The sequence below is a fragment of the Galbibacter sp. BG1 genome (genome assembly GCF_013391805.1).
Classification (GTDB): domain Bacteria; phylum Bacteroidota; class Bacteroidia; order Flavobacteriales; family Flavobacteriaceae; genus Galbibacter.
The window spans coordinates 1,995,694-2,010,661 of record NZ_CP058364.1 but is presented as its reverse complement, the minus strand read 5'-3'; the positions used below and the strand labels follow the sequence as shown (position 1 = coordinate 2,010,661).

The 14,968-nt window shown below is 36.8% G+C and carries 16 protein-coding genes and 4 tRNA genes; 3 read left to right on the top strand and 17 right to left on the bottom strand.

Going from position 1 to position 14,968, the window contains the following annotated elements; translation table 11 throughout:
• Nucleotides 1-43 precede the first annotated feature (43 nt).
• The 17 genes from tuf to HX109_RS08880 all read right to left on the bottom strand — a co-directional run bounded on the left by tuf (nucleotide 44) and on the right by HX109_RS08880 (nucleotide 12,709).
• A complete protein-coding gene (gene tuf / locus HX109_RS08960) occupies nucleotides 44-1,231 on the bottom strand; it encodes an elongation factor Tu (RefSeq protein WP_178951237.1) in 1,188 nt (395 codons plus the stop codon).
• A 56-nt stretch (nucleotides 1,232-1,287) separates the two neighbouring features.
• Nucleotides 1,288-1,359 (bottom strand) — tRNA-Thr (locus HX109_RS08955).
• A gap of 169 nt (nucleotides 1,360-1,528) precedes the next feature.
• A tRNA-Gly gene (locus HX109_RS08950) sits at nucleotides 1,529-1,601 on the bottom strand.
• Nucleotides 1,602-1,764: 163 nt separating this feature from the next.
• Nucleotides 1,765-1,846 (bottom strand) — tRNA-Tyr (locus tag HX109_RS08945).
• A 278-nt stretch (nucleotides 1,847-2,124) separates the two neighbouring features.
• Nucleotides 2,125-2,198 (bottom strand) — tRNA-Thr (locus tag HX109_RS08940).
• Between the two features lie 89 nt (nucleotides 2,199-2,287).
• Nucleotides 2,288-2,590, bottom strand: a complete 303-nt coding sequence (hpf, locus tag HX109_RS08935) for a ribosome hibernation-promoting factor, HPF/YfiA family (RefSeq protein ID WP_178951235.1) — start codon at nucleotides 2,588-2,590, stop codon at nucleotides 2,288-2,290.
• 101 nt (nucleotides 2,591-2,691) lie between these two features.
• Complete coding sequence (locus HX109_RS08930) at nucleotides 2,692-3,585, bottom strand: tyrosine-type recombinase/integrase (RefSeq protein ID WP_178951233.1); 894 nt, start codon at nucleotides 3,583-3,585, stop codon at nucleotides 2,692-2,694.
• 222 nt (nucleotides 3,586-3,807) lie between these two features.
• Nucleotides 3,808-4,002, bottom strand: coding sequence for a 30S ribosomal protein S21 (gene rpsU / locus HX109_RS08925; protein ID WP_178954130.1), 195 nt, complete (start codon nucleotides 4,000-4,002; stop codon nucleotides 3,808-3,810).
• 118 nt (nucleotides 4,003-4,120) lie between these two features.
• Nucleotides 4,121-5,260, bottom strand: coding sequence for an acyl-CoA dehydrogenase family protein (locus HX109_RS08920; protein ID WP_178954128.1), 1,140 nt, complete (start codon nucleotides 5,258-5,260; stop codon nucleotides 4,121-4,123).
• A gap of 147 nt (nucleotides 5,261-5,407) precedes the next feature.
• A complete protein-coding gene (locus HX109_RS08915; protein ID WP_178951231.1) occupies nucleotides 5,408-6,223 on the bottom strand; it encodes a ComEA family DNA-binding protein in 816 nt (271 codons plus the stop codon).
• 13 nt (nucleotides 6,224-6,236) lie between these two features.
• The gene (locus HX109_RS08910; RefSeq protein ID WP_178951230.1) at nucleotides 6,237-8,318 is read right to left on the bottom strand and encodes an amino acid carrier protein; all 2,082 of its coding nucleotides are present in this window, start codon (nucleotides 8,316-8,318) and stop codon (nucleotides 6,237-6,239) included.
• A gap of 88 nt (nucleotides 8,319-8,406) precedes the next feature.
• Nucleotides 8,407-9,432: a potassium channel family protein gene (locus tag HX109_RS08905; protein ID WP_178951228.1), complete on the bottom strand. Its 1,026-nt coding sequence runs from the start codon at nucleotides 9,430-9,432 to the stop codon at nucleotides 8,407-8,409.
• 78 nt (nucleotides 9,433-9,510) lie between these two features.
• A complete protein-coding gene (locus tag HX109_RS08900) occupies nucleotides 9,511-9,738 on the bottom strand; it encodes a PspC domain-containing protein (protein WP_178951226.1) in 228 nt (75 codons plus the stop codon).
• An 18-nt stretch (nucleotides 9,739-9,756) separates the two neighbouring features.
• Complete coding sequence (locus HX109_RS08895; RefSeq protein WP_178951224.1) at nucleotides 9,757-11,025, bottom strand: DUF2851 family protein; 1,269 nt, start codon at nucleotides 11,023-11,025, stop codon at nucleotides 9,757-9,759.
• Between the two features lie 79 nt (nucleotides 11,026-11,104).
• Nucleotides 11,105-11,419, bottom strand: a complete 315-nt coding sequence (locus HX109_RS08890; protein ID WP_178951222.1) for a rhodanese-like domain-containing protein — start codon at nucleotides 11,417-11,419, stop codon at nucleotides 11,105-11,107.
• Between the two features lie 104 nt (nucleotides 11,420-11,523).
• Nucleotides 11,524-12,138 carry a thioredoxin family protein gene (locus HX109_RS08885; protein ID WP_178951220.1) on the bottom strand — a complete coding sequence of 205 codons (615 nt, stop codon included), beginning with the start codon at nucleotides 12,136-12,138 and terminating at the stop codon, nucleotides 11,524-11,526.
• A gap of 19 nt (nucleotides 12,139-12,157) precedes the next feature.
• Nucleotides 12,158-12,709: a TlpA disulfide reductase family protein gene (locus tag HX109_RS08880; RefSeq protein WP_178951218.1), complete on the bottom strand. Its 552-nt coding sequence runs from the start codon at nucleotides 12,707-12,709 to the stop codon at nucleotides 12,158-12,160.
• A 145-nt stretch (nucleotides 12,710-12,854) separates the two neighbouring features.
• Between HX109_RS08880 and HX109_RS08875 the strand changes: the two genes are divergently transcribed.
• Genes HX109_RS08875 through HX109_RS08865 form a run of 3 tightly spaced genes read left to right on the top strand, consistent with a single transcriptional unit; the run spans nucleotide 12,855 to nucleotide 14,615 of the window.
• A complete protein-coding gene (locus HX109_RS08875) occupies nucleotides 12,855-13,313 on the top strand; it encodes a MarR family winged helix-turn-helix transcriptional regulator (RefSeq protein ID WP_178951217.1) in 459 nt (152 codons plus the stop codon).
• 57 nt (nucleotides 13,314-13,370) lie between these two features.
• The gene (locus HX109_RS08870; RefSeq protein WP_178951215.1) at nucleotides 13,371-14,003 is read left to right on the top strand and encodes an NAD(P)H-dependent oxidoreductase; all 633 of its coding nucleotides are present in this window, start codon (nucleotides 13,371-13,373) and stop codon (nucleotides 14,001-14,003) included.
• Between the two features lie 39 nt (nucleotides 14,004-14,042).
• On the top strand, nucleotides 14,043-14,615 hold the full coding sequence (locus HX109_RS08865; protein ID WP_178951214.1) for a YceI family protein: 573 nt from the start codon (nucleotides 14,043-14,045) through the stop codon (nucleotides 14,613-14,615).
• The last annotated feature ends 353 nt before the right edge of the window (nucleotides 14,616-14,968 follow it).

Here is a 14,968-nt window from a genome sequence, read left to right as displayed (position 1 = left end):
CCCGCCGAGGCGGGACACCCTTAAGCTTGTATACTAAATGAAATTAGTCTAAAATTTCAGTAACCTGACCTGCACCAACAGTTCTACCACCTTCACGGATAGCGAAACGTAGACCTTTGTTCAATGCAATTGGCTGAAGTAAATCTACAGTAATTGTCAAGTTATCTCCAGGCATAACCATTTCAACCCCATCAGGTAAAGAAATAGTACCTGTTACGTCAGTTGTACGTACGTAGAACTGTGGACGGTAGTTGTTGTGGAATGGAGTGTGACGTCCACCTTCTTCTTTTTTAAGAACGTAAACCTCTGCTTTAAATTTAGCGTGCGGCTTAACAGAACCTGGCTTACAGATAACCATACCTCTTTTGATATCAGTTTTCTCGATACCTCTTAGAAGGATACCTACGTTATCTCCAGCTTCTCCTCTATCTAATATTTTACGGAACATCTCAACCCCAGTAATAGTAGAAGTTAATTTTTCTGCTCCCATACCGATAATATCTACAGACTCACCAGTTTTAGCAACACCAGACTCGATACGTCCAGTTGCAACTGTACCACGACCTGTAATTGTAAATACATCTTCGATAGGCATTAAGAAATCTTTATCGATATCTCTTTCTGGTAACTCGATCCACTCATCAACAGCTTCCATCAACTTCATTACAGAGTCAACCCACTTCTGCTCACCGTTCAAAGCACCAAGTGCAGATCCTGGAATTACAGGAGCGTTATCTCCATCATACTCGTAGAAAGAAAGTAATTCTCTAACCTCCATGTCAACAAGCTCTAAAAGCTCCTCATCATCAACCATGTCAACTTTATTCAAGAAAACAACGATTCTTGGAATACCAACCTGACGACCTAAAAGGATGTGCTCACGAGTTTGTGGCATAGGACCATCTGTAGCAGCAACTACCAAAATAGCACCGTCCATTTGAGCAGCACCTGTAACCATGTTCTTTACGTAATCCGCGTGACCAGGACAGTCAACGTGTGCATAGTGACGATTTGCAGTTTGATACTCTACGTGAGAAGTATTAATTGTGATACCTCTTTCTTTCTCTTCAGGAGCGTTATCGATTGAATCGAATGAACGTGCATCAGAAAAACCAGCATCAGCTAATACTTTAGTAATAGCAGCAGTTAAAGTAGTTTTACCGTGATCTACGTGTCCAATAGTACCTATATTTAAGTGGGGTTTGGAACGATCAAAAGTTTCCTTTGCCATGATTTAATAATTTTAATCTTAGTTATATATTAGTGTTCAAATTTAAACGCAATAAGAGCCAATGACGAGAATTGAACTCGTGACCTCTTCCTTACCAAGGAAGCGCTCTACCCCTGAGCTACACCGGCTAGAAAGTTTAAGCTTATAGTTTAAAAATTGCTTTTTAAAAAATCGCTTTAAACAAAAACCATAAACTCAAAGTACTAGAATTAGAGAAGAGAACACACCTTATTTTCTTAAGATTAGTCTCATCTCTATTTTACAAACTCAAGCAATGCTCAAGCCAATTCTGGTTTGAGCGGGAGACGAGGTTCGAACTCGCGACATTCAGCTTGGAAGGCTGACGCTCTACCAACTGAGCTACTCCCGCATTTTTTAAAATTTCAAACAAATAAAATTTTAAAACTAATTTAAATTTCTACAGATTACCTCGCACAGCTCGGCAATCCCGTTCGCATTCTTACGAACATAAAATTTTACCTATACGCCCCTACAAAAGCAAGCTTTAATTAGCAACACTAAGAAAATTTTTGTGGGGAGAGCAGGATTCGAACCTGCGAAGACATAGTCAGCAGATTTACAGTCTGCCCTCGTTGGCCGCTTGAGTATCTCCCCAATTGGTTTTGAATGAAAAGAATTTAAACCCTTCTATTCAAAAATTCCGAGCGCAAAAATAGTTATTATTTATCAATAAACAACTTATTTTTAAATCTTTTTTAAAGATTTATTTTACACTCCTAGAAATCATCAAATTATCAAAAAACTTAACTTTTCTTGAGCCGATGGAGGGACTTCCTTCGACCGAGCTCAGGACAGACTTCTCGCCCCTAATCAGTTTCTAATTCCAAAAAATCCAAAACTGCTATCCTAAAACTCTTTCCCCTAAAAAAATGAGCCGATGGAGGGACTCGAACCCACGACCTGCTGATTACAAATCAGCTGCTCTAGCCAGCTGAGCTACATCGGCTTTTTCAGTAAAAAAGTCCGCTATTTCTAACGGACTGCAAATGTATATAAATTATTCTTTATACAAAACAAATTGTATAAAATTTTTATCTAGCTATAGGCCCTTAATTTCTCTTTTCTTTTTTTAAGGGAGCGCTCCAAAGAACTGGCAGCACAATCTACTGCTTCCTCAAAGGTTTTACACTTCTTTTTTACTATGTATTCATCTCCAGGAACATGTACTTTTACTTCAGCAATCTTATTCTCTTTAACACTGGTGTTTTGCACCTTTAAATAAATGTCTGAATAGACGACCTTATCGTAATAGTGATCTAATTTATCCATTCTCTTCTGAATGAAATTTAACAATTTTTGATCTACATTGAAGTTGACAGACTGTGTGTTTACTTCCATTTCCTTTAAATTTAAGGTTAAACATTACCTCTTAAAACAAGAGGGTTACTCGCTCGATACTTTATCGAATAGTGTAAAAGTGTTTCATGCAAAGTTTTGATTTAATTTTTATTGTTTCTCGGATGTGCGTTACCATATTGTTTTTTCAATTCGGCTATACTATTATGTGTATACACTTGCGTAGACGCCAAACTGGAATGCCCCAAAAGTTCTTTTACAGAATTTAAATCGGCACCATTATTCAGTAAATGTGTTGCAAATGTATGCCTAAGTATATGCGGACTCTTTTTTAATTTGGTCGACACCTTACTAAAGTAATTATTTATTGTTCTATAAACAAAGCTTTCGTAAATTTTATGACCCGTTTTAAGAAGAAATAAAGAGTCTGCTGAAGCTTCGTTAACAACTCCGTCCCTCTTTGCTAAATATTCCTTAATTAAAATCTCGACCGATGGCAGCAATGGAACAAAACGTTCTTTGTTGCGTTTCCCCAAGACCTTAATTGTTTTATTGGAAAAATCCACATCCTGCAACTTTAAGTCTACCAATTCGATACGGCGCATGCCAGTGGCATAAAAAAGTTCAATAATTAGACGATCCCGAATTCCTTCAAAATCATTTTCAAACTCCAACCCTTGCAATACCTGCTCCATCTCTTTCGTAGAAAATGGTATCTCTACTTTTTTAGCGGTTTTAAGCGCTTTGTGCTTGGCAAGTGGGTTCACTTCTATTTGTTGGGCCTTTAGCAAAAATTTATAATAAGCTTTTAAAGAAGCTACTTTTCTATTAATACTTCTATTGCTTATTCCTTGGTCCACCAAGCTAACAATCCAAGAACGTATTTGGGAATAGTTGGCATTTAAAACGGAATGTTCATCGAAAGTGGTTTCACAGAAGCCCAGAAATGCTTCTAAATCTCTTTGATATGCCAAAACTGTATGCTTGGAATAGTTTTTTTCCAGCTGAAGGTAATCGATGAATTTTCTAAATGGCATATACTATTTGTAGCAGGTTCTTACCAAAGATAAGGAAATGTTGAGAGCTGACTTAAAACAACAATTATAAATGAAGATTAAAGTTTACCAATAAGTATCGATTTCCAAGGAAAATAAAACCACACAGATTATCCAGAGATTGACTTACTTTTAAAACCCCGGAACACAAAAAATCCCGCTTCAAACGAAACGGGATTCTTATTATTTTAAGCAGGAACGAAATTAAACTGATTCCTGATCTCTTAAATTTTGAACGTAAGCTGCTTTTTGAACTTGAGCTCTTTTCTCTACAGAAGGCTTTGTAAACTGCTGACGGCTACGTAGCTGACGCATAGTACCAGTTCTATCGAATTTACGCTTGTAACGCTTAAGCGCTCTGTCTATATTTTCTCCTTCTTTAATTGGTATTATTAACATAAGTTGACCACCTCCTTTCTTTAATGGCGGCAAAGATAGAAATAATTTTAAATTTTAAAATAAAAAAAAATAAAAATTTAATCCGTCCTTAGCAACTGTATGTCAGCAAGTAAGAAGTTTATTTTAATAAATTTCTGGCTATAACCACTTTTTGGATTTCGGTAGTACCTTCCCCAATAGTACATAATTTAGAGTCCCGGTAGAATTTCTCCACTGGAAAATCTTTGGTATACCCATAACCACCGTGAATTTGCACCGCTTCGTTGGCAATTCTAACACATGCTTCAGAAGCATACATTTTACACATGGCGCTCATTTTAGTCATCTTTCTACCGGCATTTTTCTCGAAAGCGGCTTTATGCAATAGTAATTCTGAAGCTTCAATTTCTGTAGCCATGTCTGCTAACTTGAAAGAAATCCCTTGAAATTCCGAGATTGGCTTTCCAAATTGAACCCTTTCCTTTGAATATTTCAGAGCAGCTTCGTAAGCCCCTTTAGAAATACCAAGTGACAAAGCGCCTATAGAAATTCTACCACCATCTAAAATCTTCATCGATTGTATAAATCCATCGCCCACTTCCCCTAATCTATTTGCATCTGGAATTCTACAATCTGAAAATACAAGCTCTGCTGTTTCACTGGCGCGCATACCTAACTTGTCTTCTTTTTTTCCACTTGAAAATCCAGGAGTCCCTTTTTCAACCACGAAAGCAGTCATTCCATGGGAATCCCCCTTTTCGCCAGTTCTTACAATAACAACGGCAATATCTCCACTCTTTCCATGGGTTATAAAATTCTTGGCACCGTTTATAATCCAATCATCTCCATCCTTAACGGCAGTGGTACTCATTCCACCGGCATCAGAACCTGTATTGTGCTCTGTAAGCCCCCACGCTCCTATCCACTCGGCAGTAGCCAATTTAGGAAGCCACTTTTCCTTTTGCTCATCGTTCCCGAAAGTTAGAATATGATTGGTACAAAGGGAATTATGCGCAGCCACAGATAAACCAATAGAGGGATCTACTTTTGAGATTTCATCTAAAATAGCAATGTACTCATGATATCCCAACCCAGATCCGCCATAGGTTTCTGGCACTAAAATCCCCATAAAACCAAGCTCCCCTGCTTTCTTAAAAACTTCTACTGGAAAAGTTTGAGATTCGTCCCACTCCATTACGTGAGGCTTAATATATTGTTCAGCAAATTCCTTGGCAGCATTTGCCACCATTTGCTGTGTTTCAGAATAATCAAAATTCATTTGTGCCGCGATATCCAGTTCCATTCTACTATTTTAATCCACCAAAGTGGCGTTAACTTTGCTTTAAAAGCGTAATTTTTCTTCATTCTCACTAGGTGAGACCTCAAATTTTTACTTCAGAGACTATCGAATTGCCTTAGTAAAGCACTAATCCGTTGTCAAATATAGTTCAATTCTATTTAATTTATTGGCAGGAAAATCTTCTATTTTTGTTAATTCAGAGATCGAATTAACGTTGCGTTGTTTGGTTCTGTAAGTTACGATTTTTTTTGCAATGCTCCAGTTCAGGTATGGAACTTCACTAATTTCTTTAACACTGGCCGTATTTACATTTATCTTATGGTATACAGGCAGGGTTTTTATAGCAAAACCGTTTTTAATGTTGGCAATAGTCTCGGAACTTAATCCATAAACTTCCTCCAACTGATCTAAATAGTAATAGCCACCCAGGAGCTCCCTGTATTTAACAATACGCTCGCTTAATTTGTCACCAACTCCATACACCGATTTAAAATCCGCCGGTGTCGCCTTGTTAATATCAATTTTCACAATTGCTTTTTCTGTAGGAACTTTTTTTGATACAACTTCAAAAGTGGGGAATTTAAAATGAGGTGCTATTTCCCTCAATAGAGAATCTGAAATTTTAGTCACTTTCTGAAACTCTTTCGAAGAGTTTATAAACCTACCTGTATTTCTATATTCCGTAAGCCGATCGATTGCTTCAGGGGATAACCCGATGGAATACCCTTTAAAATCTGATATATAATTTGGATTAAAGGGATATATTTTGAAGGGTGGCAATTTATCTTCTTCCGAAGTAATTGGTTTGGCAACATTCTTTTTAGGATTTATAAATGAAGAAAATCCGATAGCCAAAAAACCAACACCAATAATAAGGGTTGCTAAAAACAATATCCCACTTCGTTGGCTTTTTGAAAACCGGAAGTGGGATATCAATTTCATTTAAAAGTATGTTTTAAGCCGTTTTCTTTTCGACTTTTTGTTTTTTAAATAATTCGTTGTTGTGCAATTTTCTCCAGTATTCCCGTAGATCGTTTCTCACTTCACCACTCATAATGTACAACCCAATAATATTAGGGAACGACATGGCGAGAATCATCATATCTGAAAATGTTAATACTGCACCTAAACTTACAGAGGCACCTACAACCACAAAGAACAAAAACAATATTTTGTACACAAACTCTGTTTTTGTGCTTTTTCCAAAAAGATATGTCCAAGCTCTCATTCCGTAGTAAGACCAAGAAATCATAGTAGAGAATGCAAACAAAAATACTGCTGCTGCCAACACATATGGGAACCATGAAATAACACTACCAAATGCGGTAGATGTAAGCTCTGCCCCTGCCACTCCAGATACTTCGTGCATTCCTGTAAAAATTAAAACCAACGCAGTAAGTGTACAAACCACTACCGTATCTATAAATGGCTCTAACAGAGCAACGAATCCTTCAGATGGTGGATGGTTTGTTTTCGCCACACTGTGTGCAATAGCGGCAGAACCTACCCCTGCTTCATTGGAAAAAGCTGCACGTTGAAAACCTACTACCAGAACCCCGAGGATTCCACCTTTTAAAGCACTAGGACTAAAAGCTCCGTCGATAATTGCCTCAAATGCAGGCCCAATATTTTTAATGTTCACGAAAATCACTATTAAGGCACCAATTACATAAACAGCAGCCATAAAAGGAACAATTTTACCAGTAACTTTGGCAATACTATTTATCCCCCCAATAATCACTACTCCAACTAGAATGGCAACAATAACCCCAAACCAGAATCCGTTTCCAACAAGAAAATCAAATTGTCCAGAAAGTATTTCGAATGATTGGTTGGCTTGGAACATATTACCACCTCCAAAGGAAGCACCAACTGCTAGAATAGCGAATAATACCGCTAATACTTTCCCTAAACCAGATTTATTCTTCTTTTCTAGACCGTAACGCAAATAATTCATAGGTCCACCGAAAACACGGCCATCAGGAAGAATGTCCCTGTATTTTACCCCTAACGTACACTCCACAAACTTAGAAGACATTCCTAGCAATCCGGCAACAATCATCCAAAGAGTAGCTCCAGCTCCCCCCAAGGAAACTGCCACTGCTACCCCAGCAATATTACCAAGACCAACCGTAGCGGAAACCGCGGTTGCCAATGCTTGAAAGTGGGTAATACTTCCGGGAGCGTTTGGATCGTCGTATTTTCCTTTAGCCAAATCTAAGGAGTGCTTGAATCCCCTCACATTAATAAAGCCCATTCTTATGGTGAAAAATGCCGCTCCGAAGATTAACCATACCACTATAAAAGGAATGGTGATTCTTTGAAAATCACCATTTGGATGTGTTAGCGGTACGGGTTCATCGTATATTATATCTGCAAAAACATCTGCGTTTGTTTCAATTTTATGCTCTGTATTATTAGCATTGTAGATTACTTCTCCTTCATTTAGAAGATGTTCCAATTTCCCGCTAGCATTCGCTTTAACGGTTTCATCGGCTCCATTCTTTTTGGAAATAACAGCAATAGGATCTCCCTTTTTCACTTCCGCTCCATTTGCGGCAAGCCATTCTTTTAGGGTAAATTTATTTTCTGTTTCCGTAGTCCAACCAGGAATAGAAACCATTTTTTTGTCAGCATACATTATTGGATCGTACAATCCAATTGCCGCAAATGGATCCCAGAATAAAACAGTTTCAATGCCCGCTACCGCTGGGGTCATGGTTCCATTAAAAATTTCTGTAATGGATTTGGCCTCAATATTAAAAGTTTTATTAACCGTTGCTCCAGAAGCATCTGAAACGGTAACCGTATAATCAATTCCTTCCGTTAAACCCGATGCTACATTAGAATCTAGAGATGTACTCTGGTTACTCCATTTGTATTCGTAAGGTGGTTGCCCCCCTGAAACTTCCAACTCCACTTGTCCATCATTAATACCATCTGAAGGGTTTATTACGGTTTCTTTTACCGTAAGTTCTTGAGCAAAAATCGCTACCGAACTAAGCATTATAAAAATTGAGAGAAACTGTTTTCTCATAAAGAATTATGTTTAGGTTATATTTAAATTATAAAATTCTGAAAAACTGACGCGGCAATATCATAAAAAAAAGGCGGTTATTCAAATTTTACCCGTTAAATGTATTTTCTGGGATTTGAAATATAGTATGGAGTTTTTTTATCTGGGAAGGCTGCCCCAGCACCATTAGCTTAGAATTTGGTAGTAATTCCACATTAGCATCGGGATTAATAATGTACTTTCCATTCGGTTGTTTATAACCAATTACCGTACAGCCGGTTTGCCGCCTTAAATCTAAATCTACAAGGGTTTTGTACAAAAAGCCATTTGGCAAATTGTCTACCGCAACCTCTTCCAGGTTTATGGTTGTTTCATCGTCTATGGACAATTGATCCATAAACTCAATTAGGTCTGGCAAAACTACTAAAGAAGCCATATGGTCTCCTCCAATCTTGTCCGGCATTATGGTTTTATTGGCCCCTGCCAATTTAAGTTTTCGCTGTGAGGTTTCTTGAGATGCGCGGCTTATAATGGTAATTTCTTTGTTTAATTGTCGAGAAGATAGTACCACAAAAAGATTATCGGCATCGTTCGGCAATGCAGAAATTAAACATGAGGCCCTACTTATACCAGCTTCTTCCAGCGTTTCGTCTTCATTGGCATTCCCAATTACAAACAACGCCTCATCGCTGTGTTTGTTCACCAGGTCTTCATCCTGCTCTATTACCACGAAATCTTTTTCGTAAGCCTTTAATTTTTTGGCGGCTTGCATCCCATTTCTTCCATAACCACATATAATTATATGGTTATTTAACTTATCTACTTGCTTTTTCATTTTTCGATATTTTATATTAAACAGGGTACTTCTGGATAGCACATATTCCGTAACCACCGATATGGCATAAGCGACAATAAAAACACTGGAAATAATTAAGATAATGGTAAATATCTTATCGGCATCGTCGGTAGGCCTCACCTCACTGAATCCAACGGTAGTAACCGCAATAACCGTCATGTAAGCAGCTTCCACCCAAGAATAATCACTTAAAAATCTATACCCGAGAATGCCAAAGGAAAAGATAAAAACCAATAAGGCTATGGCAATATAAAATTTAGACCGAAAAAGTTTAAACATTCTTACGGGTTTTGGGTTTTTAACGTTATAATTTGTCTAGCTAAACTCCTGTTTAAAAAATCTATTAAACGGAACTGCTTACAAATCGAAAACAGAGGTGCGCTTGGTATAGACCAAATCTTTCAATTTCAACCAAAAAGCTAAGGTTAAATAAACGAAAAACCATATTCCCAAGGTGAAAAAAGACGCATAAATAAAAAATAGGCGTACATTTTTTGTTTTCATCCCTAGACGATCTGCCATTCTTGAAGAAACCGCATAACCATGTTTTTCGAAATAATATCTTATATCTTGGAAAAAACTCATGGTACAAATATAAAACTATCATCCAATTAATTGCACACCAATTTCGCAATGCAAACATTTATTTTTAGAGCAATAATTATGGTAAAGCTCTAAAACTGCCTGACTTTCTAAAGACGATCTTACGGGAAGTTGAAGATTCTTGAATTTATCCACGAGGTTGTTTTTTTCGCTTTTTAGCGTACGTAAAATTTCAATAATCTCCTCATTGATGTCTTTCCCTGCATGTTTTGCAAAACAGAATTTTAATGGAATAATCGTATTTATCAATAGTAAATCGACCAGTTCCTTACTTAATTTTTTCTTTCTTACTAGCGGAGTTTCTTTACGGAAGGTAAAATGATCGTCCCAATAAGGGGAGGCTACTACATTGAATATCCGGTAAAATTTCTCAACTTTTTTGGTCTCCATAATTTTTTGAAACAGATTTTGTTCTTTATGATACAATGCCGCAATTTGAGCCAAACGTAAGGTTGGGAAATTATACGGCCGAAGTTTAAAGAATTCTGGAGTAATTGCTGTTTCTGCAAGGCTAAATTTAACTTTTAGATACTTATATTCTTCCTGTAGCGTTTGGGGATAGACATCGATAACATCTGTAGGCAATAGGTTTGAAATACCAAAAAGCAAGGCTTCAAGGTTTTGAAGGGAATGGGTGTTCTTTCTAAAAACGGTAAAAGGCAAGTGTGCTGCAATTGTTTCAAAAGCTTCCCCATTTATTTTTGAACCAAAATTTTTCAGCAATAACTTAAACAAAACGGCTTCCCAATCGTTTTTAGATATTAAAAGCTCTTTATCTATAAAATCACTTTTCTTTTTCAGGCGTTCAAAATAAAGTCGCTCCAACCATCGTTCCCGAAGAAATGGATCAACCTCGGAGATATGCGTTTCGCAATTGATGAATTTTTTATGAGAGGCTACCAAATTACGGTAACTTAATAAGGTCCTGTTATTGACAAGGTCTTTAAGCACCAATGTTGGAATTTGTACGTTTGATTGATTGAAAACCTCAACATCGTGCTCCCAAACTACGTGCAGGATTACATTGTTGTATGCACTATCCTTCTCATGGTGGTGCGCAAACCACATGGAAGATTTAAGATGCATCTCCACATTGCCTGCCCAATGTTGGTTGCCAATTTTTAGTTGCGCATTTAAAAAATCTGGCCCAGAGTGATGGTTATGCGTTCCCAAAGAAATAATCTCCAACACCTCGCCAGTATGGATTTTAAGTCGGCTGTGCTCAAACTTTTTAAACTTCCAGATATAATGTAAAAAATCTTCTTTCAAAATTTAGAATGCTCAAAATTCTGAAAGAAGATAAGAATATTTTTTTTAATATCGGGTATTTTCTAAATAACGAACAGTACTAATCCTCAACAACTTCACCTTCCCACTCCATAAAACCTCCAAGTAAATTATGAGTGTTTTCGAAACCAAGCTGATTCATCAACATACATGCCTGTGCGCTTCTTTTGCCAGAGCGGCAATAAACATAATAGTTTTTAGATTTATCCAATTTCTCAACTTCATCTAAAAAACCCTGTCCTTTATAAATATCAATTTGAATAGCCTTTGGAATATATCCTTCTTCCACCTCCTCGTCGGTGCGAACATCCAATACTACAGCATTACCGTCTTCTTTAAGCTGTGCTGCCCATTCTTCTTGTGTTAAATCTGCCATAATTATATTTTAATTTTTAAATCAAAAAAAATCCGAAGATAACCTTCGGATTACAAATTTATAAAACTTATGGAAGTTATGGTTTACATTCTTCCTAAAGAAAATTATACTTTAATGGAACAACCAATAGCTTTGGTGTTTTGTATGTCTATTTTCTGCCCAGCAAGCATGGCATCAATAGCATTTTCCACATACTTCACCTCTACAGCATCGGCGTCTTGATAATTATCGTCGATGGCGCCAATGTATTTTACAATATTCCCATTTGGAGTTTTTTCCAGTAGAAAGCAGTGTGGCGTACGTTTCGCTCCATAAGCTGGAAATACCTCCTGTTTTTCATCAAACAGGTAAGGGAACGTATATTGCTTTTCGGCGGCCCGCTTTTTCATATTTTCAAAACTGTCCTTTGGTTGTATTTTCGGATTGTTGGGATTGATAGCAATTACGGGCACCCCTTTGCTTTCATATTTATCGTTTAAGCTTAAAATTCTATCTTCATAAGCATTTGCATAAGGACAGCTATTACATGTGAAAATTACCAGAAAGCCTTTTGCATCTTTATAGTCTGCTAAAGAAACTGTGGTACCATCCACATTTTTCAATTCAAAATCTGTTGCTTTATCCCCTACACTATAACCATCATCAAGCTTATTGGGAGTGGTAAAGGAACTCGTGGTAAAAACCAAAAGCGCCAAGATTGCTAATTTTAAAAGTTTCATTTTAAAGAAGGTGGTTTAGTTAATTTAAAAAGCCCTGGAGCTCTTTCTCTAATTCCTTAAAGGTAAAAGATTTTTCATAAAATAAACGCTTATTTTTATTAAAAATTATGGTGGCGGGAATAGCACCCGACCAGTTTGCGTCCACTTTTGGAATCCAGGTGTTTTGTTTTGGGTCGTCTAGTAGCATTACATTTCGTTTAAAATCCTTTTCTTCCAAAAATGGCACCAAGACTTCGTCCACTTTTTTAGGAAAATCCAAACTTACCAAAATAACCTCCACATCGTCCCTCTTATACTTTCTGTATAACTTTTCGAAAGCAGGTAATTCTTTCACACAAGGTTTGCACCATGTTGCCCAAAAATTTACCACATAGATTTTATCATTCTTCTCTTCCCAAATTTTTTCAAATCTGTTAAAATCGTATACCGGAATTTCATATTTCTCTGCTTCAATAACGGCAATTGGCTCCACATTGTTAAATTCACTTAAAGCGAACCTGCCATCACTCCCTTTTTGCTGATTGCACCCTGTTAAAATTAATAAACATATAAAGCTAAAAATCCTTTTCATTACCGTCGATCTATTTCATTTATGAAGCACTAAAAGTAAAAATAGGAAGCACATAGCACATCTTTTTAACAAAATTTTATTACCCAACCACACAATAAATTCAAAATTTAAACTACATTTGTATAAACAATAGTTGTAAAGACAAATGAAAATTGAAGATATTATAGTTTCGAATGACATGCCTTTAGAGCGCAAAACGGCCATCAATTTGATGTACACCACCAATGTACTCCAAGATCGCACATTGGAGATTTTAAAGCCATTCGATTTGTCGACACAACAATTTAATGTACTCCGTATTTTACGGGGACAACATGGAAAACCTGCCAACCTTTGTACGATCCAGGAAAGAATGATTACCAAAATGAGTAACACCACCCGTCTCGTAGATAAGCTTATTAAAAAAGATCTGGTAAGCAGGGTTACATGCGAGGCCAACAGAAGGAAGGTTGAAATAACCATTACCGAAAAAGGCCTAGAAGTACTTGCCGAATTGGATGACCCTATTGAAGAACACCATAAAGCTATGGTAAAAAATTTAACTAAAGAACAATTGAATCAGTTTAATGAGATTTTAGAAAAACTAAGGGATTCGGGAAATTAAAAGTAAAAAAAATTACAATAACACTTGTATATACAATAAATGTTAAAACAACAATTAATGAGCGCTTACAACACAAATTTAAACTGGCGATATGCCACCAAAAAATTCGACAACACTAAAACGGTTTCCAACGGGGATCTAGAAACCCTTAAAGAAGCTATACAACTTTCGGCTTCGTCTTATGGCCTACAACCTTATAAAGTATTGGTAGTATCCAACAAGGAAACGAAAGAAAAGCTAAAGCCAGCGGCATGGAATCAAACACAAATTACCGATGCTTCCCATATTATTATTTTTGCGAGTATCGATAACCTTGGAGATTCCCATGTAGACGATTACATTCAGAACATAAGTGAAACAAGGGATATTGAAGTTTCCGAGCTCGAAGGTCTTTCTGGTATGATTAAAGGAACACTCGCCCCACTTTCAGAAGACATGAAAAGTACATGGGCGGCGAAACAAACATATATTGCCTTAGGAAACCTCTTGGCCGCTGCAGCCGATTTAAAAATAGACACCTGCCCCATGGAAGGCTTTAATGCAGAGCAGTTCAAGGAGATTTTAGGATTAGATAAACTCGGGTTAACCCCTACTGTAATCGCTCCTATTGGTTACCGAGCAGAAGACGATTCTTACCAACATCTAAAAAAGGTAAGAAAACCTGCTGAAGAATTATTTATAAACATATAAACACTAAAACAACTCTATAAATTTTAAAAATCAATTATTATGAAAAAGAACATTTTAAAATCAGTATTGGCATTTTCTGTAGTCATTGGCTCTTCTTCTTTCACGGAAGTCGAAACCAAGAAAGTTGACACCGAAAAAAGTGAGGTTACCTGGAAAGGTTATAAAGTAACTGGATCTCATGAAGGTACAGTAGCATTGAAGAGCGGTGAACTTACGTTTGATGGCGACAAGCTTGTGGGAGGTGACTTTACAGTAGACATGACTTCCTTGGGATCTACAGACCTAGAAGGTGAGTACAAGACTAAATTGGATGGTCACTTAAAATCTGATGATTTTTTTGGCGTAAACAATCACCCAACAGCCAATCTTACCTTTACTAAGGTAAAATCTACGGGTAAAAATTCTTATGAAGTTACTGGAGACCTTACCGTTAAAGGAGAAACGCATCCCGTTACTTTCGATATGTCCGTATACGGAAGTAAGGCTACAGCCAATGTAAAAATAGACAGAACCAAACACAATGTGCGCTACGGTTCTGGAAGTTTCTTCGATAATTTAGGAGACAAAACCATTTACGACGAATTCGATCTTGTGGTAGATTTAGTTTTCTAAATAAAGAAACCCATAGAACCCGATATCGCATAAAAGAGTATAAAAACTCGTGATGGTATGGGAAAAAATTGAATCCTCTTGGAGGAAATGAAAAAGAAAAATTGAAGAATAGGAGCCCAAACGGCTCCTATTTTTTTTGCAAACATTTTAACAACCTATATAAATTTAGTGGTAATTGTTCTTTTTTGTTTGAAAGTTTAAAATTGATTTCTATATTTGGAGTATAAATGAGAACAATTAGAAGAAATACTTGGTGGTGGTCTAACTTACGTAAAACGTCGTGAGCTAGCTTCCCTATAGTATATTTAAAATACACAAAGGCTTGTCTATCACGACAAGCCTTTTTTTGTGCC

Coding starts and splice junctions, on each gene's coding strand:
- HX109_RS08885 (WP_178951220.1), bottom strand. CDS start 12,138: ATGAAACTTTTAAAATTAGCAATCTTGGCGCTTTTGGTTTTTACCACG.
- HX109_RS08890 (WP_178951222.1), bottom strand. CDS start 11,419: ATGGCAGATTTAACACAAGAAGAATGGGCAGCACAGCTTAAAGAAGAC.
- HX109_RS08930 (WP_178951233.1), bottom strand. CDS start 3,585: ATGCCATTTAGAAAATTCATCGATTACCTTCAGCTGGAAAAAAACTAT.
- HX109_RS08905 (WP_178951228.1), bottom strand. CDS start 9,432: ATGTTTAAACTTTTTCGGTCTAAATTTTATATTGCCATAGCCTTATTG.
- tuf (WP_178951237.1), bottom strand. CDS start 1,231: ATGGCAAAGGAAACTTTTGATCGTTCCAAACCCCACTTAAATATAGGT.
- HX109_RS08865 (WP_178951214.1), top strand. CDS start 14,043: ATGAAAAAGAACATTTTAAAATCAGTATTGGCATTTTCTGTAGTCATT.
- HX109_RS08880 (WP_178951218.1), bottom strand. CDS start 12,709: ATGAAAAGGATTTTTAGCTTTATATGTTTATTAATTTTAACAGGGTGC.
- rpsU (WP_178954130.1), bottom strand. CDS start 4,002: ATGTTAATAATACCAATTAAAGAAGGAGAAAATATAGACAGAGCGCTT.
- HX109_RS08900 (WP_178951226.1), bottom strand. CDS start 9,738: ATGAGTTTTTTCCAAGATATAAGATATTATTTCGAAAAACATGGTTAT.
- HX109_RS08920 (WP_178954128.1), bottom strand. CDS start 5,260: ATGAATTTTGATTATTCTGAAACACAGCAAATGGTGGCAAATGCTGCC.
- HX109_RS08875 (WP_178951217.1), top strand. CDS start 12,855: ATGAAAATTGAAGATATTATAGTTTCGAATGACATGCCTTTAGAGCGC.
- hpf (WP_178951235.1), bottom strand. CDS start 2,590: ATGGAAGTAAACACACAGTCTGTCAACTTCAATGTAGATCAAAAATTG.
- HX109_RS08915 (WP_178951231.1), bottom strand. CDS start 6,223: ATGAAATTGATATCCCACTTCCGGTTTTCAAAAAGCCAACGAAGTGGG.
- HX109_RS08910 (WP_178951230.1), bottom strand. CDS start 8,318: ATGAGAAAACAGTTTCTCTCAATTTTTATAATGCTTAGTTCGGTAGCG.
- HX109_RS08870 (WP_178951215.1), top strand. CDS start 13,371: ATGAGCGCTTACAACACAAATTTAAACTGGCGATATGCCACCAAAAAA.